The organism is Kitasatospora griseola, assembly GCF_014648555.1.
Classification (GTDB): domain Bacteria; phylum Actinomycetota; class Actinomycetes; order Streptomycetales; family Streptomycetaceae; genus Kitasatospora; species Kitasatospora griseola.
This window is the reverse complement of the sequence record NZ_BMRI01000011.1, coordinates 1-25,037: the sequence shown is the minus strand read 5'-3', so window position 1 is coordinate 25,037 and position 25,037 is coordinate 1. Positions and strand designations below refer to the sequence as shown.

The 25,037-nt window shown below is 73.3% G+C and carries 22 protein-coding genes, 1 pseudogene and 1 riboswitch; of the genes and pseudogenes, 19 read left to right on the top strand and 4 right to left on the bottom strand.

What is annotated here, in order from left to right; all coding sequences use genetic code 11:
- Positions 1 to 262: 262 nt before the first annotated feature.
- Entirely contained in the window at positions 263 to 3,895 is a 3,633-nt protein-coding gene (gene mfd, locus IEZ12_RS16065) for a transcription-repair coupling factor (RefSeq protein WP_189272655.1), read from the top strand.
- 165 nt (positions 3,896 to 4,060) lie between these two features.
- Here the strand turns inward: mfd and IEZ12_RS16060 are convergent, their stop codons facing one another.
- Positions 4,061 to 4,651 carry a DUF4352 domain-containing protein gene (locus IEZ12_RS16060; RefSeq protein ID WP_100588745.1) on the bottom strand — a complete coding sequence of 197 codons (591 nt, stop codon included), beginning with the start codon at positions 4,649 to 4,651 and terminating at the stop codon, positions 4,061 to 4,063.
- A 181-nt stretch (positions 4,652 to 4,832) separates the two neighbouring features.
- Here IEZ12_RS16060 and IEZ12_RS16055 point away from each other — a divergent pair, with 181 nt between their 5' ends.
- From IEZ12_RS16055 to IEZ12_RS16040, 4 genes are all read left to right on the top strand, one after another.
- Positions 4,833 to 6,914 (top strand): N-6 DNA methylase, encoded by a 2,082-nt coding sequence (locus tag IEZ12_RS16055; protein WP_189272654.1) that lies wholly within the window; start codon positions 4,833 to 4,835, stop codon positions 6,912 to 6,914.
- A gap of 87 nt (positions 6,915 to 7,001) precedes the next feature.
- Positions 7,002 to 7,553: a hypothetical protein gene (locus IEZ12_RS16050; protein ID WP_189272653.1), complete on the top strand. Its 552-nt coding sequence runs from the start codon at positions 7,002 to 7,004 to the stop codon at positions 7,551 to 7,553.
- A complete protein-coding gene (locus tag IEZ12_RS16045) occupies positions 7,550 to 9,127 on the top strand; it encodes a serine/threonine-protein kinase (RefSeq protein ID WP_268250255.1) in 1,578 nt (525 codons plus the stop codon). The genes IEZ12_RS16050 and IEZ12_RS16045 overlap by 4 nt, the downstream gene beginning before the upstream one ends.
- Before the next feature lie 159 nt (positions 9,128 to 9,286).
- The gene (locus IEZ12_RS16040) at positions 9,287 to 9,916 is read left to right on the top strand and encodes a hypothetical protein (protein ID WP_189272652.1); all 630 of its coding nucleotides are present in this window, start codon (positions 9,287 to 9,289) and stop codon (positions 9,914 to 9,916) included.
- 58 nt (positions 9,917 to 9,974) lie between these two features.
- Here the strand turns inward: IEZ12_RS16040 and IEZ12_RS16035 are convergent, their stop codons facing one another.
- Positions 9,975 to 10,166 (bottom strand): hypothetical protein, encoded by a 192-nt coding sequence (locus IEZ12_RS16035; protein ID WP_043915772.1) that lies wholly within the window; start codon positions 10,164 to 10,166, stop codon positions 9,975 to 9,977.
- Positions 10,167 to 10,323: 157 nt separating this feature from the next.
- On the opposite strand from IEZ12_RS16035, the gene IEZ12_RS16030 reads away from it, so the two are divergent.
- The 7 genes from IEZ12_RS16030 to IEZ12_RS16000 all read left to right on the top strand — a co-directional run bounded on the left by IEZ12_RS16030 (position 10,324) and on the right by IEZ12_RS16000 (position 15,419).
- Positions 10,324 to 11,349: a helix-turn-helix transcriptional regulator gene (locus tag IEZ12_RS16030; protein ID WP_189272651.1), complete on the top strand. Its 1,026-nt coding sequence runs from the start codon at positions 10,324 to 10,326 to the stop codon at positions 11,347 to 11,349.
- 157 nt (positions 11,350 to 11,506) lie between these two features.
- The gene (locus tag IEZ12_RS16025; RefSeq protein WP_043915774.1) at positions 11,507 to 11,899 is read left to right on the top strand and encodes a hypothetical protein; all 393 of its coding nucleotides are present in this window, start codon (positions 11,507 to 11,509) and stop codon (positions 11,897 to 11,899) included.
- A gap of 88 nt (positions 11,900 to 11,987) precedes the next feature.
- Positions 11,988 to 12,185, top strand: coding sequence for a hypothetical protein (locus IEZ12_RS16020; RefSeq protein WP_189272650.1), 198 nt, complete (start codon positions 11,988 to 11,990; stop codon positions 12,183 to 12,185).
- Between the two features lie 47 nt (positions 12,186 to 12,232).
- Positions 12,233 to 12,430 carry a hypothetical protein gene (locus IEZ12_RS16015; RefSeq protein ID WP_043915775.1) on the top strand — a complete coding sequence of 66 codons (198 nt, stop codon included), beginning with the start codon at positions 12,233 to 12,235 and terminating at the stop codon, positions 12,428 to 12,430.
- Positions 12,431 to 12,538: 108 nt separating this feature from the next.
- Entirely contained in the window at positions 12,539 to 13,408 is an 870-nt protein-coding gene (locus IEZ12_RS16010) for a JmjC domain-containing protein (RefSeq protein ID WP_100588752.1), read from the top strand.
- A gap of 75 nt (positions 13,409 to 13,483) precedes the next feature.
- Positions 13,484 to 14,359, top strand: coding sequence for a JmjC domain-containing protein (locus IEZ12_RS16005; RefSeq protein ID WP_189272649.1), 876 nt, complete (start codon positions 13,484 to 13,486; stop codon positions 14,357 to 14,359).
- 61 nt (positions 14,360 to 14,420) lie between these two features.
- Positions 14,421 to 15,419 (top strand): nucleoside triphosphate pyrophosphohydrolase, encoded by a 999-nt coding sequence (locus tag IEZ12_RS16000; RefSeq protein ID WP_043915778.1) that lies wholly within the window; start codon positions 14,421 to 14,423, stop codon positions 15,417 to 15,419.
- Between the two features lie 6 nt (positions 15,420 to 15,425).
- Here the strand turns inward: IEZ12_RS16000 and IEZ12_RS15995 are convergent, their stop codons facing one another.
- Positions 15,426 to 15,845 carry an SDR family NAD(P)-dependent oxidoreductase gene (locus IEZ12_RS15995; protein WP_189272648.1) on the bottom strand — a complete coding sequence of 140 codons (420 nt, stop codon included), beginning with the start codon at positions 15,843 to 15,845 and terminating at the stop codon, positions 15,426 to 15,428.
- A gap of 154 nt (positions 15,846 to 15,999) precedes the next feature.
- Between IEZ12_RS15995 and IEZ12_RS15990 the strand changes: the two genes are divergently transcribed.
- The 7 genes and pseudogenes from IEZ12_RS15990 (at position 16,000) to IEZ12_RS15960 (ending at position 23,827) form a co-directional block, all read left to right on the top strand.
- Positions 16,000 to 17,244: a cytochrome P450 family protein gene (locus IEZ12_RS15990; protein WP_189272647.1), complete on the top strand. Its 1,245-nt coding sequence runs from the start codon at positions 16,000 to 16,002 to the stop codon at positions 17,242 to 17,244.
- 252 nt (positions 17,245 to 17,496) lie between these two features.
- Positions 17,497 to 17,680, top strand: a riboswitch (cyclic di-AMP (ydaO/yuaA leader).
- Positions 17,681 to 17,683: 3 nt separating this feature from the next.
- Positions 17,684 to 18,388 carry a LysM peptidoglycan-binding domain-containing protein gene (locus tag IEZ12_RS15985; RefSeq protein ID WP_189272646.1) on the top strand — a complete coding sequence of 235 codons (705 nt, stop codon included), beginning with the start codon at positions 17,684 to 17,686 and terminating at the stop codon, positions 18,386 to 18,388.
- A gap of 225 nt (positions 18,389 to 18,613) precedes the next feature.
- On the top strand, positions 18,614 to 19,894 hold the full coding sequence (gene eno, locus IEZ12_RS15980; protein ID WP_189272645.1) for a phosphopyruvate hydratase: 1,281 nt from the start codon (positions 18,614 to 18,616) through the stop codon (positions 19,892 to 19,894).
- An 88-nt stretch (positions 19,895 to 19,982) separates the two neighbouring features.
- Entirely contained in the window at positions 19,983 to 20,420 is a 438-nt protein-coding gene (locus IEZ12_RS15975) for an FtsB family cell division protein (RefSeq protein ID WP_229847583.1), read from the top strand.
- Between the two features lie 53 nt (positions 20,421 to 20,473).
- A pseudogene (locus IEZ12_RS15970) lies at positions 20,474 to 20,992 on the top strand (DUF501 domain-containing protein); the annotation flags it as partial.
- Positions 20,993 to 21,126: 134 nt separating this feature from the next.
- The gene (locus IEZ12_RS15965) at positions 21,127 to 22,062 is read left to right on the top strand and encodes a Ppx/GppA phosphatase family protein (RefSeq protein ID WP_189272642.1); all 936 of its coding nucleotides are present in this window, start codon (positions 21,127 to 21,129) and stop codon (positions 22,060 to 22,062) included.
- Positions 22,063 to 22,462: 400 nt separating this feature from the next.
- Positions 22,463 to 23,827 (top strand): NAD(P)/FAD-dependent oxidoreductase, encoded by a 1,365-nt coding sequence (locus IEZ12_RS15960; RefSeq protein ID WP_043915785.1) that lies wholly within the window; start codon positions 22,463 to 22,465, stop codon positions 23,825 to 23,827.
- Between the two features lie 175 nt (positions 23,828 to 24,002).
- Here the strand turns inward: IEZ12_RS15960 and IEZ12_RS15955 are convergent, their stop codons facing one another.
- Positions 24,003 to 24,431 (bottom strand): DNA-binding protein, encoded by a 429-nt coding sequence (locus IEZ12_RS15955; protein ID WP_189272641.1) that lies wholly within the window; start codon positions 24,429 to 24,431, stop codon positions 24,003 to 24,005.
- Between the last annotated feature and the right edge of the window lie 606 nt (positions 24,432 to 25,037).

The window sequence follows — 25,037 nt, the reverse complement described above, 5'->3', positions numbered from 1 at the left end:
ATGCGGCCTGCGCTGCACACCATCCTGCGCGGCGACCATGGACGGACAGTGACAGGAGTATGTCGACTGCATGATCTCTGGACGAGTCTGTACGAATACCGGCGAGTCGACCCGACGCCCCCGGTCCGGGACGCCGCGCCACGTGCCCGGGCCCCGCGCGGCGTAGGCTGGACACCCCCCGGGCGCACCGCGTTCCGGGACTGTCGCGCTGCCCGGCCGCCGTCTGCTGCCGGGCCACTCCCCGCCGTGGAGAACTTGACGTATGAGCCTGTCCGGACTGCTCGATGTCGTCGTACGGGACGCCGCCCTCGCCGAGGCGATCGAGGCGGCGGCCACGGGCCACAGGCAGCACCTCGACCTGGTCGGCCCGCCCGCCGCCCGGCCGTTCGCGATCGCGGCGCTGGCCCGCTCCCTGGCCGCCCGGGCCGGCGAGGGCGGCCGCCCGGTCCTGGCGGTGACCGCCACCGGCCGGGAGGCCGAGGACCTCGCCGCCTCGCTGCGCTCCCTGCTGCCGCCCGACGCGGTCGCCGAGTTCCCGGCCTGGGAGACGCTGCCGCACGAGCGGCTCTCCCCGCGCTCGGACACCGTCGGCCGCCGCCTCGCGGTGCTGCGCCGGATCGTCCACCCGCGCGCCGACGACCTGGCCGCCGGGCCGGTGCAGGTGGTGGTCGCCCCCGTGCGAAGCGTGCTGCAGCCGCAGGTGAAGGGCCTGGCCGAACTGGAGCCGGTGGCCCTGCAGCGCGGTGAGCAGCACGACCTGGGCGAGATCGCCCGCAAGCTGTCGGCCGCGGCCTACGCGCGGGTCGAACTGGTCGAGAAGCGCGGCGAGTTCGCGGTTCGCGGCGGCATCCTGGACGTCTTCCCGCCGACCGAGGAGCACCCGCTGCGGGTGGAGTTCTGGGGCGACGACGTCGAGGAGATCCGCTACTTCAAGATCGCCGACCAGCGGTCGCTGGAGATCGCCGAGCACGGCCTGTGGGCGCCGCCCTGCCGGGAGCTGCTGCTGACCGACGAGGTGCGCGGCCGGGCTGCCGAACTGGCCGCCCGGCACCCCGAGTTGGGCGAGATCCTGGACAAGATCGCGCAGGGCATCGCGGTCGAGGGCATGGAGTCGCTGGCCCCCGTGCTGGTCGACGACATGGAGCTGCTGCTCGACGTGCTGCCCACCGGCTCGATCGCGGTGGTCTGCGACCCCGAGCGGGTCCGCACCCGGGCCGCCGACCTGGTCGCCACCAGCCAGGAGTTCCTGGCCGCGTCCTGGGTGGCCGCCGCCGCGGGCGCCGACCGGCCGATCGACCTGGAGGCGATCGACGTCTCCGCCGCGTCCCTCTGGTCGCTGGCAGACGTGCGCGAGCACGCCGCCGAGATCGGGCTGCCCTGGTGGTCGGTGAGCCCGTTCGCGACCAGCGACTCCGCGGTGTCCGAGATCCTCGCCCGCGGCGGAGCCGCTGATTGGCACGGCGATGCCGACACACTGACGTTGGGCATGCACGCCGTGGAGGCGTACCGGGGCGACACCGCGCGGGCGATCGCCGACGCCAAGGAGCGGCTGGCCGCCGACTGGCGGGTGGTGCTGGTGACGGAGGGCCACGGCCCGGCCGCCCGGCTGGCCGAGGTGCTCGGCAACGAGGGCATCCCGGCCCGGCTGGTCGCCGACCTGGGCGAGGCCCCCACCCGGGACGTCGTGTACGTCTCCTGCGGCTCGATCGAGCACGGCTTCGTCGACGAGGCCCTCAAGCTCACCGTCATCACCGAGACCGACCTGTCCGGCCAGAAGTCCTCCACCAAGGACATGCGCCGGATGCCGTCCCGCCGCCGCAACGCCATCGACCCGCTGGCGCTGGCCGCCGGCGACTACGTGGTGCACGAGCAGCACGGCGTCGGCCGGTACGTGGAGATGGTGCAGCGCACCGTGCAGGGCGCCACCCGCGAGTACCTGGTGCTGGAGTACGCCCCCGCCAAGCGCGGCCACCCCGGCGACCGGCTGTTCGTGCCCACCGACCAGCTCGACCAGGTCACCAAGTACGTCGGCGGCGAGGCCCCGACGCTGCACCGCCTCGGCGGCGCGGACTGGGCGAAGACCAAGCAGCGCGCCAAGAAGGCCGTCAAGGAGATCGCCGCCGACCTGATCAAGCTGTACTCGGCCCGGATGGCCGCCCCCGGCCACGCCTTCGGCCAGGACACCCCCTGGCAGCGGGAGTTGGAGGACGCCTTCCCGTACGCCGAGACGCCCGACCAGCTGACCACCATCGGCGAGGTCAAGTCGGACATGGAGAAGTCCGTCCCGATGGACCGGCTGATCTGCGGCGACGTCGGCTACGGCAAGACCGAGATCGCGGTCCGGGCCGCCTTCAAGGCCGTGCAGGACGGCAAGCAGGTGGCCGTGCTGGTGCCCACCACGCTGCTGGTGCAGCAGCACTTCTCGACCTTCGCCGAGCGGTACGCGAACTTCCCGGTCAACGTGAAGGCGCTGTCCCGGTTCCAGACCGACACCGAGGCCAAGGCCGTCCTGGAGGGCCTGTTCGAGGGCTCGGTGGACGTGGTCATCGGAACGCACCGGCTGTTCTCCTCGGAGACCCGGTTCAAGGACCTCGGCCTGGTCATCGTCGACGAGGAGCAGCGCTTCGGCGTCGAGCACAAGGAGCAGCTGAAGAAGCTGCGGGCCAACGTGGACGTGCTCACCATGTCCGCCACCCCGATCCCGCGCACCCTGGAGATGGCGGTCACCGGCATCCGCGAGATGTCCACCATCACCACCCCGCCGGAGGAGCGCCACCCCGTCCTGACCTTCGTCGGCCCGTACGACGAGAAGCAGATCGCCGCCGCGATCCGGCGCGAACTGCTGCGCGAGGGCCAGGTGTTCTACATCCACAACCGGGTCGAGTCGATCGACAAGGCGGCCGCCCGGCTCAAGGACCTGGTGCCCGAGGCGCGGGTCGCCACCGCGCACGGACAGATGGGGGAGACCCACCTGGAGAAGGTGGTGGTCGACTTCTGGGAGAAGGAGTTCGACGTCCTGGTCTCCACCACCATCGTCGAGTCCGGCATCGACATCTCCAACGCCAACACCCTGATCGTCGAACGCGGCGACACCTTCGGCCTCTCCCAGCTGCACCAGCTCCGCGGCCGGGTCGGCCGAGGCCGGGAACGCGGCTACGCGTACATGCTGTACCCGCCGGAGAAGCCGCTCACCGAGACCGCGCACGAGCGCCTCGCCACCATCGCCCAGCACACCGAGATGGGCGCCGGCATGTACGTCGCCATGAAGGACCTGGAGATCCGCGGCGCGGGCAACCTGCTCGGCGGCGAACAGTCCGGCCACATCGCGGGCGTCGGCTTCGACCTCTACATGCGGATGGTCGGCGAAGCCGTCGCCGACTTCCGCCAGTCCCTGGAGGCCGGCGGCGGCGAACCGGAGGAGGAGCCGCTCGAAGTCAAGATCGAGCTGCCGGTCGACGCGCACGTCCCGCACGACTACGCGCCCGGCGAGCGGCTGCGGCTGCAGGCGTACCGGTCGATCGCGGCCGTCAACTCCGAGGACGACATCACCCAGGTCCGCGAGGAGCTGACGGACCGTTACGGAAAGCTCCCCGAGCCGGTCGAGAACCTCCTGCTGGTGGCCGGCCTGCGACTGTTCGCCCGGCGCTGCGGCATCGGCGACATCACCCTCCAGGGCGCCTTCGTCCGCTTCGGCCCGGTCGACCTGCGCGAGTCCCAGCAGCTCCGCCTGAACCGGCTCTACCCCCGTACCCAGATCAAGTCCGCCGCCCAGCAACTCCTCGTCCCCCGCCCCAGCTCCGGCGGCCGGATCGGCGGCAAGCCGCTGGTGGGGCGTGAACTGCTGTCCTGGTGCACGGAGTTCCTGAGCACGATGTTCGACGACCTCAAGCGGTAGAGAAAAGCGGCACCACCAGGGGCGCGGGGAACTGCGCGAAGCGGAAGGCACCCAACCGCAAGATCGCGACGCGGGACATTGACCTGCACTTGATCGCGACCTTGCGGGCGGGCGCGTGGTCGCTCGCGCAGTTCCCCGCGCCCCTTCTTTGCGCACCCCTACCTGTCACAGCTTCCACTGGCCGGTCTGCTGCGCGAAGCCGCTGTCCAGCGCGAACTGGATCTTGTCGAGCTTGGCGTCCGCCGGGACCTCGAAGGTGATGAAGCCGAGGGCGGTCTCGCCGGGGGCGATGTTCGCCGGGACGGGGAACTCGGGGCCGGCCTTGGTCTCGGCGACGGTCGAGCCGTAGCCCTGGCCCTTGTCGTCGATGACCTTCGCGCTGTTGGCCGGGGCGTCGGCGTAGGCCGCGCTGCCGGTGGCCTTGATCCGGAACTGGACCGAGACGAAGCGCTTGCCGTCGGCGGCCTTCGTGTACTCGTCCGCGCCCTCGGCGTTGTCGGCGACCTTCACCAGCGTGACGTCCGCGGTGTTGCTCTTCTCGGTGCCCTTGAGGCCGATGGTGTCGCCGACCTTGGCGGTCGAGGCGGCGGCCTTGCCCTGGTCGCCGGACGCGGTGTTCGCGGCGGAGGCGGCGCTCTTGGGGGTGGTGGAGACGGAGTTGTCGGGGCCGCAGGCGGTCGCGGCGGCGAGCAGGCAGGCGCCGAGGAGGACGGCGGCGGTGCGGCGGGTGCTGATGCGGACGGACGACTCAAGCATGGCGGGTCTCTCCCCCAGGTTTTCTGCGGTGGGCCGGGGTTCCGGCGATGACTCCAGTAAAGCCTCGACTGTGAACAGTGTCAATGGCGATTCACGAAACCTCTCTGTTCACGTGTGAACGCTCCCGGATCTCGGTCTGGCTATGCTGTGTGGCCACACCACGCTGCTGAGGAGCCCGCGCATGTCGGAGAGTCCCGAGGTCACGGCCGCCGAGATCGCCCGGCTCGCCGGTGTCGGCAGGGCCGCAGTGTCCAACTGGCGCCGCCGTCACGTCGACTTCCCGCGGCCCGCGGGCGGCACCGAGACCAGTCCGACGTTCCGGCTCGACCAGGTCGAGCAGTGGCTGCGGGCGCAGGGGAAACTCGCCGAACTGCCGCTGCTGGAACGGGTCTGGCAGCAGCTGGAGACGCTCCGCGACCCGTCCGGATCGGCCGTCGCCCCGCTGGTGGAGGCGGGTTCGCTGCTGCTCCTGCTGCACCGTGAGCCGTCCGCGTGGGCGGAGCTCGCCGAGCAGTCGGACACCCGGCTGGCCACCGCGCTGCCCAAGGCGCTGCGCCGCGCCGCCGGGGCGCTGCTCGGTCCGGACGCGGCCGCGACTCTCGCCCTGCCGCTGATCGCCGGCGCCACCCAGCTGGACCTGGCCCGGCTGCTCGCCCGACTGGCCGCGGAGAGCGGCCCGGCTGCCGCGTACGAGCAGCTGCTGACCAGGTACACCGAGGCCAACCCCCGTCTGCAGCAGCCGATTCCGGCCGAGACCGCCGCCCTGCTGGCCGCGCTGGCCGGCGCGCCGGGCGAGGACCGGACGGTGCTGGACCCGGCGTGCGGCGCCGGCGGGGTGCTGCTGGCCGCCGCGCCCGCCGCGCGCCTCGGGCAGGACGCCGACCCCGGCCTGGCCGGCGTCGCACTGCTGCGCCTCGCGCTGGCCGCCCCCGCCGACCGCCCCGGCCCGCTGCCGGTGGACGTCCGCCCGGGCGACGCGCTGCGCGCCGACGCCTTCCCCGGGGTGGCCGCCGACGCGGTGCTGTGCCGGCCGCCGTACAACGAACGCGACTGGGGCCACGACCAGTTGCAGTACGACAGCCGCTGGCCCGGCGGGGTGGTGCCGCCGCGCGGCGAGTCCGAACTGGCGTGGGTGCTGCACTGCCTGGCGCACACCCGCCCCGGCGGGACGGCCGTGCTGCTGCTGCCGCCCACCGTGGCGTCCCGCCGGGCCGGCCGCCGGGTGCGGGCCGAACTGGTCCGCTCGGGCGCGCTGCGCGCCGTGATCGCCCTGCCCGCCGGCGTCGCCCCGCCGTACGGGGTGCCGCTGCACGTGTGGGTGCTGCGCGGACCGGAGCCCGGCGACGACTTCCGGCACCTGCTGCTGCTGGACGCCGCCGCCGACGGCGGCCGGGAGCGGATCGACCGCGCCGCGCTCCGGAGCGACGTCCTGACGGCGTGGCAGGCGTTCGACCGGGCCGCCCGTACCGGCGGCCCGCTGCCGGCCGACCGGCCCGGCCGCTCCCGGGCGGTCCCCGCGCTCGACCTGCTGGACGACGAGACCGACCTCACCCCGGCCCGCCACCTGCCCGCGCTGCCCGCCGAGGCCGCCCCCGACGCGCTGACCGCCCTGCGCACCCGCCTGGCCGCCGAACTCGCCCGGCTCGCCGACCTGGACGCCGCGCTGCCCGCCCTCGCCGCCACCGGCGCGGCCGCGCCCCCGCAGGTCAGCATCGGCGAACTGGCCCGCTCCGGCGCCCTGGAGGTGCACTCCTCCGGCCAGGGCGCCCCCGCCCGCCCCGGCGGCCGCACCCCGCTGCTCACCGACCAGGACCTGCAGTCCGCCGCCCCGCCGAGCGCCGCCACGGACGCGGAAGGTGTGGTGACGGTTTGTCACGGTGACGTACTGGTACCGGCATTGGGTGGTGACGGCGCCCAGGCGGTGCACCCCGGCAGCCCGTACGCGGACGCCGCGCTCGGGGCCCGGCTGCACCTGCTGCGGCCCGACCCGGCCCTGCTCGACCCGGACTTCCTGGCCGGACAGCTGCGCGCCACCGGCGCCGGCCGCCGGGCCAGCAGCTACGCCTCCACCACCAGCCGGCTGGACATCCGACGGGTCGAGGTGCCGCGCGTCCCCGTCGAGCAACAGCGGGCGCTGGGCGCGGCGTTCCGCCGAATCGCCGAGTACGAGGCGGCCCTGACCCGCGCCACCGCCGAGGCCCGCACCCTGACCCGGGCACTCACCGACGTCCTCGCCGCAGGAGCGGCGAAGCCCCGTCCTTGACCGGCCGTCAGTCGTGGCACGGCAACTCGGTGGAGGTAGCGTGTGCGCAGCACTTTCGCACTTTCCCGCTGTCGCCGAGGAGTGTCCATGCCCGCCCGTGCCGTCTCCGGCCCGCCCCGGATCTGGGTGACGCTGCTGTGCGCCGCGGTGCCGGTGCTGACCCTCGGGATGCTCGGCATGGTGCCCTCGCTGGTGCTGGCGGTCGGGCGGCGGCGCCGGGCCGACCTCGTCGGTGCGGTCGTCATCGGGCTGATGCAGTTGGGGCTGTACGTGGCCGCCGGGCTGACCCCGTCGGGCGAGAAGATCAACAACCTGGTGGGTGTGCTGCTGCTGCTCCCGCTGTTCCTCGGTACGCCGGTGCACTACCTGGTGATGAACCAGCGCCGGTTCTGGCCGGTGGCCGACGCCCCGGCGCCGTACCCGGCCTACCAGCCGTACCCGGCGTCGGCCCCGACGTACCCGGCCGCCGGCCCGTACGCCGACCACCCGTACGCCGACCACCCGCAGGCCGTCACCCGGCCGGTGCCGCCCGCCGTGCCGCCGGCCGGTGCGGCCGGTGCGACCGGTGCGACCGGGGCCGCGGAGCTGCGCGAGCTCGGTGAGTTGTTGCGCCGTCAGGCCGGGGACGGGCAGTCGTGAGTCGCACCGTCGGCGGGCGGTACCTGCTCGACGAGAAGATCGGGCACGGCGGGATGGGGCAGGTCTGGGCCGCCCGGGACCAGCAGTTGGGCCGGTCGGTCGCGGTCAAGCTGCTGCGCACCGACGCGGTGCCGTACCCGGCCGGTCGCGGCGACAGCCAGGGCGATCTGCTGCGGCAGCGATTCCTGCGCGAGTGCCGGATCGGCGCGTCCCTCGACCACCCCGGGCTGGTCACCGTGTACGACGCGGGCGCCGACGGGGACGAGCTCTACCTGGTGATGCAGCGGGTGCCCGGGCTGAGCCTGGCCGACCTGATCGCCGAGGAGGGCCCGTTCACCGTCGAGCGGGCCGTCGCCGTGGCCGGGCAGCTGTGCGCCGCGCTGGCCGCCGTGCACGGGGCGCGGGTGGTCCACCGGGACCTCAAGCCGAGCAATGTGATGGTCCGTCCGGACGGGCGGGTGGTGCTGCTCGACCTCGGCATCGCCGCCGCCATCGACCCCGCCGCCACCCGCCTCACCCTCACCGGCAGCCCGATCGGCAGCCCCGCCTACATGGCCCCCGAACAGGCCATGGCCACCGACACCGACCGCCGCAGCGACCTGTACGCGCTCGGCTGCATGCTGCACGAGATGCTGGCCGGCGGCCCCCCGTTCCCCGCGCCCACCGCGCTCGGCGTGCTGCGCCGCCAGGTCGACGACCCGCCGCAGCCGCTGCGTGCGTTGCGCGCGGAAGTCCCGCCCGTGCTGGAGGAGTTGGTGCTGCGGCTGCTCGCCAAGCAGCCCGACCGGCGGCCCGCGGACGCGGCCGAGGTGCACGCCCTGCTGCTGCCGCTGCTGCCCGTTCCGGCGGGCCGGCCGCGCACCCTGCTGCCGGTCGTCCCCGACCCGGCGGACCCGTACCGCTACCCCCACCACCCCGGGCCCGTCGGCGGGGCCGTCCTGCCACCGCCGCCGCCCGTGCCCGCGGCCCCGCCGGTGGTCCCGCCGCCGGCCGCGCGGCCCGGGCAGGAGACGCTGGCGGGGGCCTGCGCCCGGCTCTCCGACCTGGTCGCGGCCGGCCGGCACACCGAGGTGCTCGACCTGTCCGCCCGGCTGCTGCCCCGGGCCGTCGCCGAACAGGGCGAGGCCGCGCCGCTGGTGCACACCGTGCGCGCCATCCGGGCCCGCACCCTGCTCGCCGAGCGCCACTGGGGCGAGGCGCTGCCCGAACTGCGCCTGCTGGCCGCCGCCGCGGCCGCCGAACGCGGCCCGCACGACCCGGCCGCCCTCGACCACCGCCGGCACGCCGCCCGCTGCCTGGAACAGCTCGGCCTCGCCCACGACGCCCTCGCCGAGTACCGGGCCGTCCTCGCGGCCCTCCCGCCCGGCTCCCCGCACGCCCCCGAGCTGCGCGAACGCATCGGCCTCCAGCTCGCCGCCACCGGCCACGCCGAGACCGGCTGGCAGACCCTGCTGGAACTCCTGCTGGAGACCGAACGCCGCCACGGCCCCCACCACCCCGACGTCCGCCGGCTGCGCACCCACCTGGAACAGCTCGGCGCCCACCGCACCACCACCAACCCGTACGCGACCTGACGGTCGATCGGAAGCGGGGTCGGGCCGCCGGCGCGGTCGATCCCGGACGGGCCACCGTGCGCGCGGGGTCTGGCACCCGGGGGCGGGGCTCCCTATTGTTCGTCCCAGCCACGAACGCGACGCACCACCGGAACGCGCTCCATCGACCAGGAGGCCCCAGTGACCCGCACCAGCACCGTCCGACGACTGCGCGCCGCCCTCGGCGTGGCGATCGCCGCCGCCGCGCTCTCCGCCTGCGGCGGGGCGCCGGCGCACCAGGGCTCCGCCGCCGTGGTCGGCGACGAGCGGATCACCATCGCGCAGGTGCAGGCGAGGCTGTCGGCGGTCCGCGAGGTCGGCGGTGCGCAGGCCGGCGCCCCGGCGGCGAACGAGCAGCCCGGGCTGGTCCGGCACGCGGTCAACGACCTGATCCTCGACAAGGTCATCGGCCGGGCCCTGACGGAACGTCGGCTGACGGTCGACGCGAGCGAGATCGGCGCCGCCAGGGCCGCGGACAGCCGCACCGTGGGCGGTGACGCCAAGCTGGCCGAGCTGCTGCGGGTCAAGCAGGGCGTGCCGGCCGGCGGGATCGACGACTTCTACCGCCAGCAGCTCGGCCTCGCCAAGCTGGCCGGCGGCCAGGACCCGACCGGCCCCGCCGGCGACGCCACGATCCGCAAGGCCCTGGTGGACGCGGGCACCGCCCTGCACATCCAGGTCAACCCGCGCTACGGCACGTGGGACGCCGCCCGGATCGGGCTCACCGACACCACCGACAACTGGCTGCCGATGAACGTCCGCCCGCTCTGACCGGACGGTCCGGTCCCGCCCAGGCCCTGTCCGCCCGGCAAGATCGGCCGAACAGGGCCTAGTACAGCCCCGGCTGGCACAGCGGCAGCTCGCAGCTGCCGCCCCAGGAGGTGTCACCGGACGGAGTCGCGCCGTCGGCCCGCACCATCGCCGACGGCGCGGACTGCGTCGCCGCGACCACCGCCGGGGCCGCGCCGGCCAGGGCGAGCAGCAGACCGGCGAACGCGGCGGTGCGGGCGAAGCGCTTCATGGCAGGTCCTCCTGGGGACGGTGAAGAACGGATCTTGGTGCCCGGTTCCCGGTCCGGGGGCCGGCGCCTGGAACTAGCATGGCGAGCGCGGGGTGCCCGAACCATCGTGCAGCCACCTCACCAACTGCTCTGGCAGCAAGATGACCGGGGGACGAAAATGGACCTGTTGGCCCAAACGCCGTGCGCCGGAACCGAGTTCGTACCCGATCCGGCCGACGCCGCGGCCTACGCCTGGGTGCTGGAGCACGGCCGCCTCGACCCCGCCGCACTGGCCGGGCACTTCACCCGCCAGGGGCTCGACCCGGCCACCGCCGGCGACGCCCTGGACCGGCTGACCGCCTGGCAGCTGCTCCAGCCCGACCCGTCCGACCCCGGACGCTGGCGGGCCATGCCCCCGCAGACCGCGATCACCGCCCTCGCCGCCCCCGTCGAGGCCGCGATCCAGCGCAGCCGCGCCGAACTCGCCGAACGCCAGGCCCGGGTGGCCGGCTTCCTGCCCTTCCACCAGGCCGTCCGGGACTCCGGCGGCGCCGGCGAGATCGAGGTGATCGCCGACCTGCTGAATGTCCGCGCCGCACTCGACCGGGCCTCCGCCGAATGCCGCAGCGAAGTCATCACCAGCCAGCCCGGCGGCGGCTCCCGGGTGCCCGACGCGATGGAGGAGGCGCTGCGCCGCGACCGCGCCCTGCTCGGCCGCGGCGTCCGGATGCGCACCCTGTACCACCACACCGCGCGCTTCAACGGCCCCAGCCAGGCCTACGTGGAAGCCGCGACCGCCCTCGGCGCCGAGTACCGCACGGCGCACGAGCTGTTCGGCCAGCTCATCGTCTTCGACCGCGAACTCGCTTTCCTGCCGCTCAGCGACGGCACCTGGGGCGCGCTGGTGGTCCGACAGGAGGCGATGCTCGCCTACCTCTGCGACATCTTCGAGCAGGCCTGGTCGCTCGCCCGCCCGTTCGCCGCCGCCGCCGAGGACGGCCTCGAACAGGTCTCCCAGGAACTCGACCGCACCATCGTGCGGATGCTCGCCGCCGGCCTCAAGGACGAGGCCATCGCCCGCCGTCTCGGCATGTCGCTGCGCACCGCGCGCCGCCACATCGCCGACATCATGGACGAGTTGGGCGCCGAGAGCCGCTTCCAGGCGGGCGTGGCCGCCGCGAAGGCCGGCCTGCTCGACGACTGACGTCGCCCGCCGCTCGCCGACCGCGTGTCACGTGGTCCCGTTACCGCCCGCCGGGGACCGGCAATCCGTGACTGTGCGTCAATCCGGCCGCCCCGCAGTATTGATCTCAGCGGGGCACACCGGGCCCCGCCGGGACAGCGGAGACGGAGGTGACGACATGCAGTGGGGACAGGACGAGAACCGTACGGCCGACCCGGAACGCGAGGTCGTCGCCTTCCTGAACCGCCGCCTCGGCACCGGCCCGGCACTCCTGTGGACCGACGACGTGTCGGGCGCGGCCCACTGGGCCGAGACCCTGCGTCACCACCTCGGCCGCCCCGTCGAACCCGCCCCGAGCCGGCCCGTCCGGCGGCTCACCGCAGCGGAGGACAGCAGCCTGCTGCTCTTCCAGCACCACGGCGGCAGTCGGGTCCGACCCGACGACACCGGAACCCGACAGGGCGTCCGGCTCCTCCCCGGCCACTGGCTGCTGCTGCCCCCGGGCTGCAGCTGCGACCTCCAGTGCCGCCCCGGCGCCGAACCCCTGGCCCTGCGGATCCCGACCGCCTGACCCCGCACCACCTGCGGCCGGGCCCAAACATGCCTCCGGTCGCCCATTTCCTCCCGATTCATCCCCCCTCTCTCCAAGGAGTTCTGTCATGGGTGTTCAGTCCACTGAGTCGGCTTCGAAGTTCGCTGCGCTGGCCCGTCATGCGGCGTTGTCGGTGGCGGTGGCCGCCGCCGTGGGTGGTGCGGTGTTCGCGCCGGCCGTGGCCCAGGCCGCGACCGCGCCGTCGGTGAGTGCCGGTCACGCCACCACGGACGGTTGCGGCGCCTGCTACCCCGACGTCATCTGAGCCAGCTCGTCATTCCTCGGTTCCCCCTCTCAACAAGGAGTTCTGTCATGGGTGTTCAGTCCACTGAGTCGGCTTCGAAGTTCGCTGCGCTGGCCCGTCAGGCGGCGTTGTCGGTGGCGGTGGCCGCCGCCGTGGGTGGTGCGGTGTTCGCGCCGGCCGTCGCTCAGGCCGCGACCGCGCCGTCGGTGAGTGCCGGTCACGCCACCACGGACGGCTGCGGCGCCTGCTACCCCGACGTCATCTGATCGACGCACCACGCCCGGGGTGCCGGCGGCCCTGCCGCCGCCGGCGCCCCGCGTCCGCCCCGACCCCGACTTCCCTGCCCCACCCGGACACCGGAGAGGAACACCGCCATGGACTGGCTGGAACGCTGCGTCGACGACCCCGAGACCTTCCTGCGCAAGCACTGGCGCCAGGGCCCGGTGGTGCTCCGCCCCGCCGATCCGCCCACCGAAGTGCTCACCGTGGAGAGCCTGTTCGACCTGATCGACGAGGGGACGCTGCGCGACCCGTACGCGGGGCTGTTCACCGTCGAGGGCACCGTGCCGCAGGAGGAGTACTGCCCGCCGCGGGTGATCGCCGGCCGGACGCTGGAGGGGTGTCTCGACCCGGAGCGGGTGCGGGCGCTGATCCGGGACCGCAACGCCACGCTGCAGCTGCGCTACCTCAACCACTGGCACCCGGCAGTGCGCGCGCTCACCGCCGGCCTGTCCGAGAGCCTGGGCCGGCTCACCGAGGCGTTCATGTTCTACTCGCAGCCCGGCCGGCACGGCCCGGTGCACCGCGACGAGGGCGACATCCTGGTCATCCAGCTCAGCGGCCACAAGCACTGGCAGGTGTACGGCGGGCCGACCGAGCCGAGCTGGCAGCCGGTCCGCGAGGACAACCCGGGCCCGTGCCTGCTGGACACCGTCGTCCACCCGGGCGAGGTGCTGTACGTGCCCAACGGCTACGCCCACACCGCCCGCGCCACCGAGGACGGCCCCTCGCTGCACCTGACGATCGCCCTGCGCGAGGCCTGCGCCGTCCACCTGCGCACCCAACTGCGCACCCTGCTCGCCGAGGGGCTCGAACTGCCGGCCCGCCCCCGCGACGAGGACGACCTGCTGGAGGCCGGTGCGCAGCTGCTCGACCACCTGCGCACCCGGATCGCCACCGCCGACCCCGCCGAGCTGGTGTCCGCCGCCCGCCGCGCCGCGTACAGCAGCCGACCCACCGCCTGAACCCGCCTGCCTGAACCCACCCTGCCTCGACCCGCCACCCGACCCCGCTGCCTGAGCCTCAGAGGAGACCCGACCATGACCGAGACCTGGCTGAGCCGCTTCGTCGCGGACGAGGAGCAGTTCCGCACCGAGCTGTGGCGCACCACCCCGGCCGTGCTGCGCCCTTCGCGCCCGCCGGTGGACGTGCTGCCCGCCGCCGAACTCGACCGACTGCTCGACCACGGCCTGCTGAAGGTGCCGTACCTGGGCCTGGTGCAGCGCGACGCCCACCTGCCCGTCGAGCGGTTCTGCCCGCCGCGAGTGGTGCTCGGCGAGGTGGTCGGGGGGTACGCCGACGGCGCGGCCGTGCGGGCGCTGATCCGGGACGAGCAGGCGACGCTGCTGCTGCGCTACGTCGACCAGTGGCACGACGGGGTGCGCGAGCTGGCCCGCGGCCTGGCCGCGGAGATCGGCCGACAGGTCGAGGCGTTCTGGTTCCACACCCCGCCCGGCACCCAGGGCCGCCCGGTGCACCGCGACGACGCGGACGTGCTGGTGGTGCAGATCTCCGGGGCCAAGCGCTGGTGGGTGCACGGCGGGCCGGCCGACGGCAACTGGGTGCCCGACCGGGAGGACGGCGACCCGGGCGAGGTGCTGCTGGAGACCGTCCTGCAGCCGGGCGAGGTGCTGTACGTGCCGCGCGGATTCGCGCACCGGGCCCGCGCCGAGGACGGCGCGCCGTCCACGCACCTGTCGCTGACCATCCGGGAGGCGGCCAGCGCCAACCTGTACACCGTCGCGCAGAGCCTGCTGGCCGACAGCCTCGCCCTGCCGGGCCGCCCGCTGGACGACGCCGCGCTCACCGATGCGGCCGCCGCGCTGATCGAGCACGCCACCGCGCTGCTGGCCGAGCTGACGCCCGCCGACCTGCTGGCCGTCACCCGCCAGATCATGCTGCAGCCCGCCGGGTGACCGGCCCCGCGCGGGAAAACCGCTCGGCCGCCCCGTCCGGCGTCGTTGTAGGTTCGGTGCCGTGGACACTCCGAAGCTGATCCTGCTCACCACCACCCACCGCGTCGCACCCGGCCTGCTCGGCTGGCCGGCCTGGGAGGCCCTCCGCTCGGCGCCCGTGGTGCTGGTCGGCGTCGCCGACCACCCGCAGCTGCCCGCGCTGCGCGCCGCCGGCGTCGAGCCCCGGCTGGTCGAACGGGGCACCGCCCCGGCGCTGGCCCGGCAGCTGCTCGCCGAGGCCCCCGCGGTGTGGCTGGAGAGCCCGGACGGCGACCCGGGGCTGACCGACGCGCTGGCCAGGATCGCGGTGGAGGAGGCCGGCGAGCACCCGGAGATCGAGGTGCTGCCGGGTTCGTACGACCTGCCGGGCGCCCGGCTGCTGGACCTGGTCTCGGTGATGGACCGCCTGCGCTCGCCCGGCGGCTGCCCCTGGGACGCCGAGCAGACCCACCGGAGCCTGGTGAAGTACCTGGTCGAGGAGGCGTTCGAACTGGTCGAGGCGATCGAGGAGGACGACCGGCCGACCCTCCGCGAGGAACTTGGGGACGTGCTGCTCCAGGTGTTCTTCCACTCCCGGATCGCCGAGGAGGACGCCGAGGACCCGTTCTCGATCGACGACGTGGCGGGCGACATCGTCGAGAAGCTGATGTACCGCCACCCGCACGTGTTCGGCGACGTCAGCGTCGAGGACTCCGCCGAGACGGAGGCCAACTGGGAGCAGCTGAAGGCCGCCGAGAAGCAGCGCGAATCGGTGCTGGACGGCGTGCCGGCCGGCCTGCCCGCGCTGGCCTACGCGGCGAAGCTGGTCTCCCGGGTGCGCCGTGCGCGGTTCACCGGGGTGCCGGACGCGCCGTACGAGCTGCCCGCCGAACTCACCGCCGAGTCGGCCGGCGACCTGCTGCTGGCGATCGCCCAGCGCGGCTACGACCACGGCGTGGACGTGGACGCGGCCCTGCGGGCCGCCGCCCGGCGCTACCGCCGGGCGGTGCGGACCGCGGAGGGCCTGCCCGAGACGGACTGACGGAGGTCAGCCGGCCAGCGGGACGTCAGTGACCGGGCGGCGCTGCGCCGGGACGACCTCGCCGATCGCCTCGCCGACCAGGGCCAGCACCTCGGCCAGCGGGTCGAGGTGGCCCGGCAGCTCGACGAGCTGGACGACCCGCTCGCCGTCCGGGCCGGCGACGGCGAACAGGTCGATCGGCCCGAGGTGCTTGGCGGCGGTGTCGACCAGCGCGGCGATGTCGGCGGGGCGGTGGACGTCACCGGAGACCCCGACCACGGGGCAGCCGGGACGGTCGAGTTCGGCCGCCAGGTCCTCCGCGACGCCGGGGCGGAGATCGGCGATGAGCAGGCCGGCGGCTCCGGCGGCGGAGAACCGGCGGGCCAGGTCGCCCCCCTCGCCCCCGTCGAGCACCGCGATGACGACCACTGCACCGGCTACTCGCATGGCCTGCTCCCCTTTCAGAGCGAAACCGGGGCGGTCCGCACGCCGCCCACTGTGCTTCATCGGAGGATCGTAGGCTCGCCCCGACGCTCCGCAACAGGGATTACCCGCCAGGTGACCAGACTCACGCGACGGCGGTTCCAGATACGGTCAAGACATGCCAGATCAGCCCCACGCCGCCCACCCGCAACTCTTCACCTGGGAGTTCGCGGCCGACCCGTATCCGGCGTACGCCTGGCTGCGGGAGCACTCCCCGGTGCACCGCACCACCCTGCCCAGCGGAGTGGAGGCGTGGCTGGTCACCCGGTACGCGGACGCCCGGCAGGCGCTGGCCGACTCCCGGCTCTCCAAGAACCCGGCGCACCACAGCGAGCAGGCGCACCGCACCGGCCGGGTGGGCATCCCGGGCGAGCGGCAGGCCGATCTGATGACCCACCTGCTGAACATCGACCCGCCGGACCACACCCGGCTGCGCCGCCTGGTGTCGAAGGCGTTCACGCCGCGCCGGGTCGCCGAGTTCGAACCGCGGGTGCAGCAGCTCACCGACCGGCTGATCGACTCCTTCGCGGAGCGCGGCGAGGCCGACCTGATCCACGAGTTCGCCTTCCCGCTGCCGATCTACGCGATCTGCGACCTGCTGGGCGTCCCCGCCGAGGACCAGGACGACCTGCGCGACTGGGCCGGCATGATGATCCGACACACGGGCGGCAAGCGCGGGGGAGTGGGCCGCGCGGTCAAGCAGATCCGCGGCTACCTGGCCGACCTGATCCACCGCAAGCGGGCCGACCTCGGCGACGACCTGATCTCCGGCCTGATCCGGGCCGGTGACCACGGCGAGCACCTGACCGAGAACGAGGCCGCGGCGATGGCCTTCATCCTGCTCTTCGCGGGGTTCGAAACCACTATCAACCTGGTCGGAAACGGACTTTTCGCCCTGCTTCGCAACCCCGGCCAGCGCACCCTGCTGCAGGATTCGCTGGCCCGCGGCGAGTCGGGCCTGCTGGAGACCGGCATCGAGGAACTGCTGCGCTACGACGGCCCGGTGGAGCTGGCGACCTGGCGGTTCGCCACCCGGCCGCTGACCATCGGCGGGGTGGACATCCCGGTGGGCGATCCGGTGCTGGTGGTGCTGGCCGCGGCGGACCGCGACCCGGCCCGGTTCTCCGACGAGAACACCCTGGACCTGGCCCGGGCGGACAATCCGCACCTCGGTTTCGGGCACGGGATCCACTACTGCATCGGCGCGCCGCTCGCCCGGCTCGAAGGGCAGCGCGCGATAGGCACACTGCTGACACGGCTGCCGGACCTCCAGCTCGCCGCCGATCCGGCCGAACTCCGTTGGCGGGGCGGGCTGATCATGCGCGGGCTGCGGGAGCTCCCGGTCTCCTTCACGCCCCGCTGACCCCGGTTTCGACCGCGGCCGACCTGCTCCCGCGCGGGATCGCCAACTGCCGTGCCAGGGGCGCGCGGTGCGCCCCCGGACGGGCGAATACGGACATACATGGACGGTTTGTGCACGAGATGTGAAGGTCCGTAATTTCGGCGTGATACCGGTGATATGAGCTTGTGATTGCTCATCAGCTCTGCTTACTCTCCGATCTGCCCGCAGCCGTGGGCCCCGAACGCGGCACGCCGAGTCCTGTCCACCGCGCCCTCGGGACACCGACCAGGAATTCGGACAGGAGCGGGGGACCCAGGTGTGATCGCCGTAGCAGTTCCGACGGCTTGGGGTGAAGCCGCCCCGGAGCGGACGCAGTCGCGTCCCCGCTCCCCGGCGGCCGGGCCAGCCTCCCGGTCCGAACCCGACAGCTCACCTCGCAGGCGTGCGGAGAGGAAGTCCCATGCTGTTCACCGGTTCCGGTCGTCACCGCCGTAGTACCAAGGCCGAGAAGGTCGTCGCCGCCGCAGGCGTGGCGTCCGTGGGTCTGGCCCTGCCCCTGCTGTCCGCCACCGGAGCGGCCGCCGCGCCCGCCGACACCTGGGACCGCGTCGCCCAGTGCGAGAGCGGCGGCAACTGGGCCATCAACACCGGCAACGGGTACTACGGCGGCCTGCAGTTCTCCTCCTCCACCTGGCGCGCCTACGGCGGCAGCGAGTACGCGTCCCGCGCCGACCAGGCCTCCCGCTCCCAGCAGATCGCGGTGGCCGAGCGGGTGCTCGCCTCCCAGGGCCCCGGCGCCTGGCCGGTCTGCTCGGGCAAGGCCGGCCTGACCAAGGGCGGCGGCAGCGGCTCCCAGGACACCGCCTCCCGCTCGCAGCAGCGCCCGGCCACGCCGCAGCAGCAGTCGGCCAAGACGACCAAGGCACCGAAGTCCCAGCAGCAGACCCCGAAGGCGCAGCAGCCGCAGCAGGGCTACAAGTCCCCGAAGCCGGCCACCACCTCGCAGGCCGCCGGGAAGTACACCGTGCAGAGCGGTGACACGCTGTCCGGGATCGCCGCCGCGCGGAACCTGTCCGGCGGCTGGGAGCAGCTGTTCCAGGCGAACCGCGACGTGATCGGCGGCAACCCCGACCTGATCGTCCCCGGGCAGGTCCTCTCGATGTGACGCCGCGGAGCGTCGGCCGGCCGGGCTGACGCTCCGTCCGTTCCGGGCGCGCGCCGAGCAGTTCGCGCCGCCCGGAGCGGCCGGGTGGCGGGCAAACAGGTGAACTACCAGTGAGTAGCCGGGCCACACGGTGAGACGGGGCCCGGCCGGGCGTGGCCGCAGGCATGTCTGCGGCTAGGCTCTGGGCGTAACGACCACACATCCGCTTCCGCTAGGAGATGCCTCGTGCCGTCCATTGATGTCGTCGTAGCCCGTGAGATCCTCGACTCCCGCGGCAACCCCACGGTCGAGGTCGAGGTCGGTCTCGACGACGGCAGCACCGGTCGCGCGGCTGTCCCGTCGGGCGCCTCCACCGGCGCCTTCGAGGCGCTGGAGCTCCGCGACGGCGACAAGAACCGCTACTTCGGCAAGGGCGTCGAGAAGGCCGTCCTCGCTGTCATCGAGCAGATCGGCCCGGAGCTGGTCGGCTACGACGCCACCGAGCAGCGCCTGATCGACCAGGCCATGCTCGACCTGGACGCCACCCCGGACAAGTCCTCGCTCGGCGCCAACGCCATCCTCGGCGTCTCGCTCGCCGTCGCGCACGCCGCGTCCGAGGCCAGCGACCTGCCGCTGTTCCGCTACCTGGGCGGCCCGAACGCCCACGTGCTGCCGGTCCCGATGATGAACATCCTCAACGGCGGCTCGCACGCGGACTCCAACGTCGACATCCAGGAGTTCATGATCGCCCCGATCGGCGCGGAGTCCTTCTCCGAGGCCGTCCGCTGGGGCGTCGAGGTCTACCACACCCTCAAGGGCGTGCTGAAGGAGCGCGGGCTCTCCACCGGCCTGGGCGACGAGGGCGGCTTCGCCCCGAACCTGGACTCCAACCGCGAGGCCCTCGACCTGATCACCGAGGCCATCAAGAAGGCCGGCTACACCCCGGGCAAGGACGTCGCGCTCGCCCTGGACGTCGCCGCCTCCGAGTTCTACAAGGACGGCGCCTACCAGTTCGAGGGCAAGGCCCTGTCGGCCGCCGAGCTGGTCGAGTACTACGCCGAGCTGGTCGCCGCCTACCCGCTGGTCTCCATCGAGGACCCGCTGGACGAGTCCGACTGGGACGGCTGGAAGGCCATCACCGACAAGCTGGGCGACAAGGTCCAGCTGGTCGGCGACGACCTGTTCGTCACCAACCCGGAGCGCCTGCGCCGGGGCATCGAGACCGGCACCGCCAACGCGCTGCTGGTGAAGGTCAACCAGATCGGCTCGCTCACCGAGACCCTGGACGCCGTCGAGCTGGCCCAGCGCAACGGCTACCGCTGCATGATGTCGCACCGCTCCGGCGAGACCGAGGACGTCACCATCGCGGACCTCGCCGTCGCCACCAACTGCGGCCAGATCAAGACCGGCGCCCCGGCCCGCTCCGAGCGCGTCGCCAAGTACAACCAGCTGCTGCGCATCGAGGAGATCCTCGACGACGCCGCGGAGTACGCGGGCCGCGGCGCGTTCCCGCGCTTCAAGGGCTGATCCGCCACTGAGCTCGATGTGACCGGTGCCCCGGCCTCCACCGCGTAGGGTGGGCCGGGGCACCGGCATGCGCAGGAGGGGCGACCAGATGGCCAAGTGGAGGATCCCCGGACTGGCGGCGCGCCCGCGCTTCACCAGCCGGGCCACCGTGCTGGTGCTCGTGCTGTGCTCACTGGTGGCGATACTCGTCTACCCCGCCCGGCAGTACATCGCCCAGCGGGGCGAGATCGCCGATCAGCGGGCCAAGGCCGAGCACGCCCACCAGCAGGTCGACGAGCTGCGCCGGGCCAGGGCCCGCTGGCAGGACCCGGAGTACGTCAAGGCACAGGCCCGGGAACGGCTGCACTACGCGCTGCCGGGCGAGATCCCGTTCGTCTCGGTCGCCCCGCCGCCCGCGCCGGGCGACAAGCAGTCCGCCTCGGACGCCACCGGACACCCGAAGGCCGCCCGCCCCTGGTACTCCTCCTTCTGGGACTCGGTGGACGCCGCCGACACCGCACTCGCCGCACCGCCCGCCGTCCCCTGACGGCCCTGACGCCACGTCACCCCACCCGCCCCCATCCGACGAACAGACTGCTGATGAGCAACCAGAACCCTCCTGTCTCCGACCACGACGTCGCGGCCATCGCCGCCCAGCTCGGCCGGGTGCCGCGCGGGCTGCGCGCCGTCGCCCACCGCTGCCCGTGCGGCAACCCGGACGTGGTGGAGACCGCGCCCCGGCTGCCCGACGGCACGCCGTTCCCGACGCTCTACTACCTGACCTGTCCCAAGGCCGCCTCGCTGATCGGCACCCTGGAGGCGGACGGCGTGATGAAGGAGCAGAGCGCCCGGCTCGCCGAGGACCCGGAACTCGCCGCCGCCTACCGGGCCGCGCACGAGGACTACATCGCCCGCCGGGACGCCATCGAGGTGCTGGAGGGCTTCCCCAGCGCCGGCGGCATGCCCGACCGGGTCAAGTGCCTGCACGTGCTGGTCGGCCACTCGCTGGCGGCCGGCGAGGGCGTCAACCCGCTCGGCGACGAGGCGATCGGCATGCTGGAGGACTGGTGGGCCAAGGGCCCGTGCGTCAGCCCCGCCGAGGTCGAGGCCGCCGGTGAGCGGGTCGTCCGCAACCGTGCCAAGGCCGAGGACCACGCCGCGGTGATCGCCGCCAAGGAGGCGCTGACCGCCGAGCGGGCCGCCGCCCGCAAGGCCGCCGAGGACGCCGAGGACACCGTGGAGGGTGACGAGTCGTGAGCAGCACCCGGGTCGCCGCGATCGACTGCGGCACCAACTCGATCCGCCTGCTGATCGCCGACCTGGACCCGGAGACCGGGGAGATCGTCGACCTGGACCGGCGGATGCTGATCGTCCGGCTCGGCCAGGGCGTCGACCGGACCGGCCGGCTGCACCCCGAGGCGCTGGACCGCACCTTCGCGGCCTGCCGCGAGTACGCGGAGGTCATCGCCGCGCACGGGGTCGGCCCGGAGCGGATCCGGATGGTCGCCACCTCGGCCTCCCGGGACGCCGAGAACGCCGCCGAGTTCACCGCGGGCGTCAAGGAGATCCTCGGCATCACCCCGAGCGTGGTCAGCGGCGAGGAGGAGGCCCGGCTCTCCTTCACCGGCGCCACCCGCGAGCTGCTCGGTGGCCCGCACCGCCCGCCGTACCTGGTGTTCGACCTGGGCGGCGGCTCCACCGAGTTCGTGCTCGGCGAGCAGGACGTCCGGGCCGCGCACTCGATGGACATCGGCTGCGTGCGGATGACGGAGCGCCACTTCGCGGGCGGGCACCCCACCGAGGAGCAGATCGCCGCCGCCCGGGCCGACATCCGGGCCGCGCTGGACGCCGTCGCCGAGAGCGTCCCGCTGACCGGGGACGCCACCCTGGTCGGCCTGGCCGGCACCGTCACCACGGTCGCCGGGATCGCCCTGGAGCTGCCCGGCTACGACTCCGAGCGGATCCACCACGCGGTGCTGACCGTGCAGCAGGTGCGGGAGACCGCCGAGTGGCTGCTGCACTCCTCGCACGCCGAGCGGGCCGCCGTCCCCGTGATGCACCCCGGCCGGGTCGACGTGATCGCGGCCGGCGCCCTGGTCCTGCTGGAGATCATGGAGCGCACCGGCGCCGCCGAACTGCTGGTCTCCGAGCACGACATCCTCGACGGCATCGCCTGGTCGATCGCCTGACCCGGCCGCGCCGGGAGGCCCCGAGCGGGCCTCCCGGCGTGTCGCGGCAACAAGCTTCGTGAATTTCTTCACATGGCGATCGGGCCTTTCGGCCCAGCGCGGTGATCGGTTCGTCCGATATGTGGGACCGAAGGCGTCCGGGGCGGGTGGTTCATGGGATCGCAGGCCACCCGTCGTTCACGCCGAAGAAATCGAAAGTGCACCCGGGAACCCGTACGGCGCAAGGATCGTTGCTGCTCAGCGAGGCACTGGGTGCCGCGCTGGTCGCGGCGGGCGGTCGGCGGGGGCCGGCGGGAGCCGACGGGCCGAAAGTGCGGGCGCGCAGTGTAGCAGCCGGTGTCCAGAAGCTTGTGATGGGCCTCACGAACGGCCCATCAGGCGGGGGTGGATACTTTCGGATATGAGCACCACGGAGCGTCCTCGCATCCTCATTGTCGGCGGTGGTTACGTCGGCCTGTATGCCGCGATGCGCATCCTCAAGAAGATGCGCTACGGCGAAGCGACCGTCACGGTCGTCGACCCGCGGTCGTACATGACGTACCTGCCCTTCCTCCCGGAGGCGGCCGGCGGCAACGTCGCCCCCCGCAACCTCGTCGCGCCCCTGCGCAGCGCCCTGAAGAAGGCGGAGGTGCTCACCGGTCACGTGACCGAGGTGGACCACGCCCGCAAGGTCGCCACCATCCAGCCCGCGGCCGGCGAGTCCTACGAACTGCCCTTCGAGTACCTGGTCGTGGCGACCGGCTCGGTCTCCCGCACCTTCCCGATCCCGGGCCTGGCGGAGCACGGCATCGGCATGAAGACGGTGGAAGAGGCGATCAGCCTCCGCAACCACGTCATGGCGCAGCTGGACAAGGCCGAGTCGACCACCGACGAGGACGTCCGCCGCAAGGCGCTGACCTTCGTCGTCATCGGCGGCGGCTTCGCCGGCATCGAGACGGTCGCCGAGATCGAGGACATGGCGCGCGACGCCGCCAAGATCTACAAGACCGTCAGCCGTGACGACATGCGCTTCGTCGTGGTGGAGGCGGCCAACCGCATCCTCCCCGAGATGGGCCCCGACCTGGGTCTGTGGACCAAGGGCCGCCTGGAGGAGCGCAACATCGAGGTCTACATCGAGACCTCGATGGACTCCTGCGTCGACCAGCACGTGGTGCTGAAGAACGGCATGGAGTTCGACGCCTCCACCATCGTGTGGACCGCCGGCGTGAAGCCGAACCCGGTCGTCAACCGCTTCGGTCTGCCGCTCGGCCCGCGCGGCCACGTCGACACCAAGCCGACCCTGCAGGTCCAGGGCTTCGACTACGTGTGGGCGGCCGGCGACAACGCCCAGGTCCCCGACCTGGCCGCCGGTGAGGGCGCCTGGTGCCCGCCGAACGCGCAGCACGCGGTCCGTCAGGCCGCCGTCCTCGGCGACAACGTGGTGGCCGGCATGCGCGGCTTCCCGCAGGCCGAGTACAAGCACAAGAACCTCGGTGCGGTGGCCGGCCTCGGCCTGCACAAGGGTGTGGCGATCCTGTTCGGCAAGGTCAAGCTCAAGGGCCGCCTCGCCTGGTACTTCCACCGCGCCTACCACGGTGCGATGGTCCCCACCATGAACCGCAAGATCCGGGTCTTCACCGACTGGACGCTGGCGATGTTCCTCAAGCGCGAGACCGTCGGCCTCTCCGAGATGGAGAAGCCGTTCGACGCCTTCCAGGAGGCGACCGCTCCGCCGAAGCCGGCCGCCGCGGCCGAGCCGAAGAAGGAACTCGCCTCTAGCAAGTAGGCGACCAGACCCGCCAGTTCGGGTTACGAGTCGGAGGCCCTCCGCCCGGCAACGCCGCCGGACCACGTCCTCCGTGGTGCTCAGCCGGCCCTGCTGCCGGGCGGAGTACAGCAATCGGTTGACCAAGGCCCCCACCCCTGCCGGATGGGGGCCTTCGGGCTTCTCCGGGCCGCCGTCAGGCCTGGTCGGCGGGCGCGGTGCGGTCGCTCAGGCGTTCGTGGCGCTGACGGGCGGCCTGCGGGGTGCCGAGGCCGAGGCCGAACGCGATCTCCTGCCAGGTCATCCCGCGGCCGCGGGCCATGGTGAGCAACCCGGCCTCCAGCTCGTCGAGTTCGGCCCGGACCAGGGGGAGCAGGGTGAGGGCGGCCGTCACGTCGGCGCGGTCCACCTCCGGTTCGCCGTCCTCGGCGAGGGCGGCGCCGCTGAGCAGGAAGGCGACCAGCCGGACCGCCTCGTGCGGGGCGAGCATCGCCGGGTTGGTCTGGCGGCGGCGCTGTTCGTCGGTGGTGGCGTGCCGCTCGGCGATCCGGAACAGCGAGGTCCAGACGCGCTCGGTGCGCGCGGTCTCGGGGTGCGGGGGAGCGAACGGGTCGGTGTCGGTCATGGCAGCAGCATGCGGCGGTGAACGGGACGACGTCAACCCTTTGTTGTGAACGAAGTGTTCATTCGCAGGGTGCGGAGCCGCCTCGCGCGGGTGCGCTCCGGGGCTACGCAAAGCGAGGGAACGGCCGCGTAAGTGACGGTGCGTCACGCCGCCCGGGACGCCGGGCGGGCCGGCCGACCGGTAGTCGGCCCATCACCGCAGGTCACGGCATATATGCATGCTGGTGCCCAGAGCCGGACTCGAACCGGAGGCCGCACCCCATCTGACCTGCGGCGATGCGATGGCCAGCGCGAAAGCTCCCGAATCTCCCCGAATCAGCCCGGATCAGCCCGCCCAAACGGGCCCCTATGTTCCCGCGGGAACATTGCGGGAACATCCCCCTCGGGCCTGGGGTGTTGCATTGCCAGGACCTAAACAGCAGCTTTTCGGTTGCACGCTCAGGGGAATGGCTGAAAGTCGCTGGTCGCGGTGCGGTCTGTCGGGCCGTCTCCGCTCGCCCTTCAACTCTGCCGCCGATCCGGCCTTTCTGCCCTAGATGATTGATGCCAAGGGCTCGCTGGCGTGCATGAAATGACGCGAGGGAGTCCAAAGGTCGGTTGTGACGCC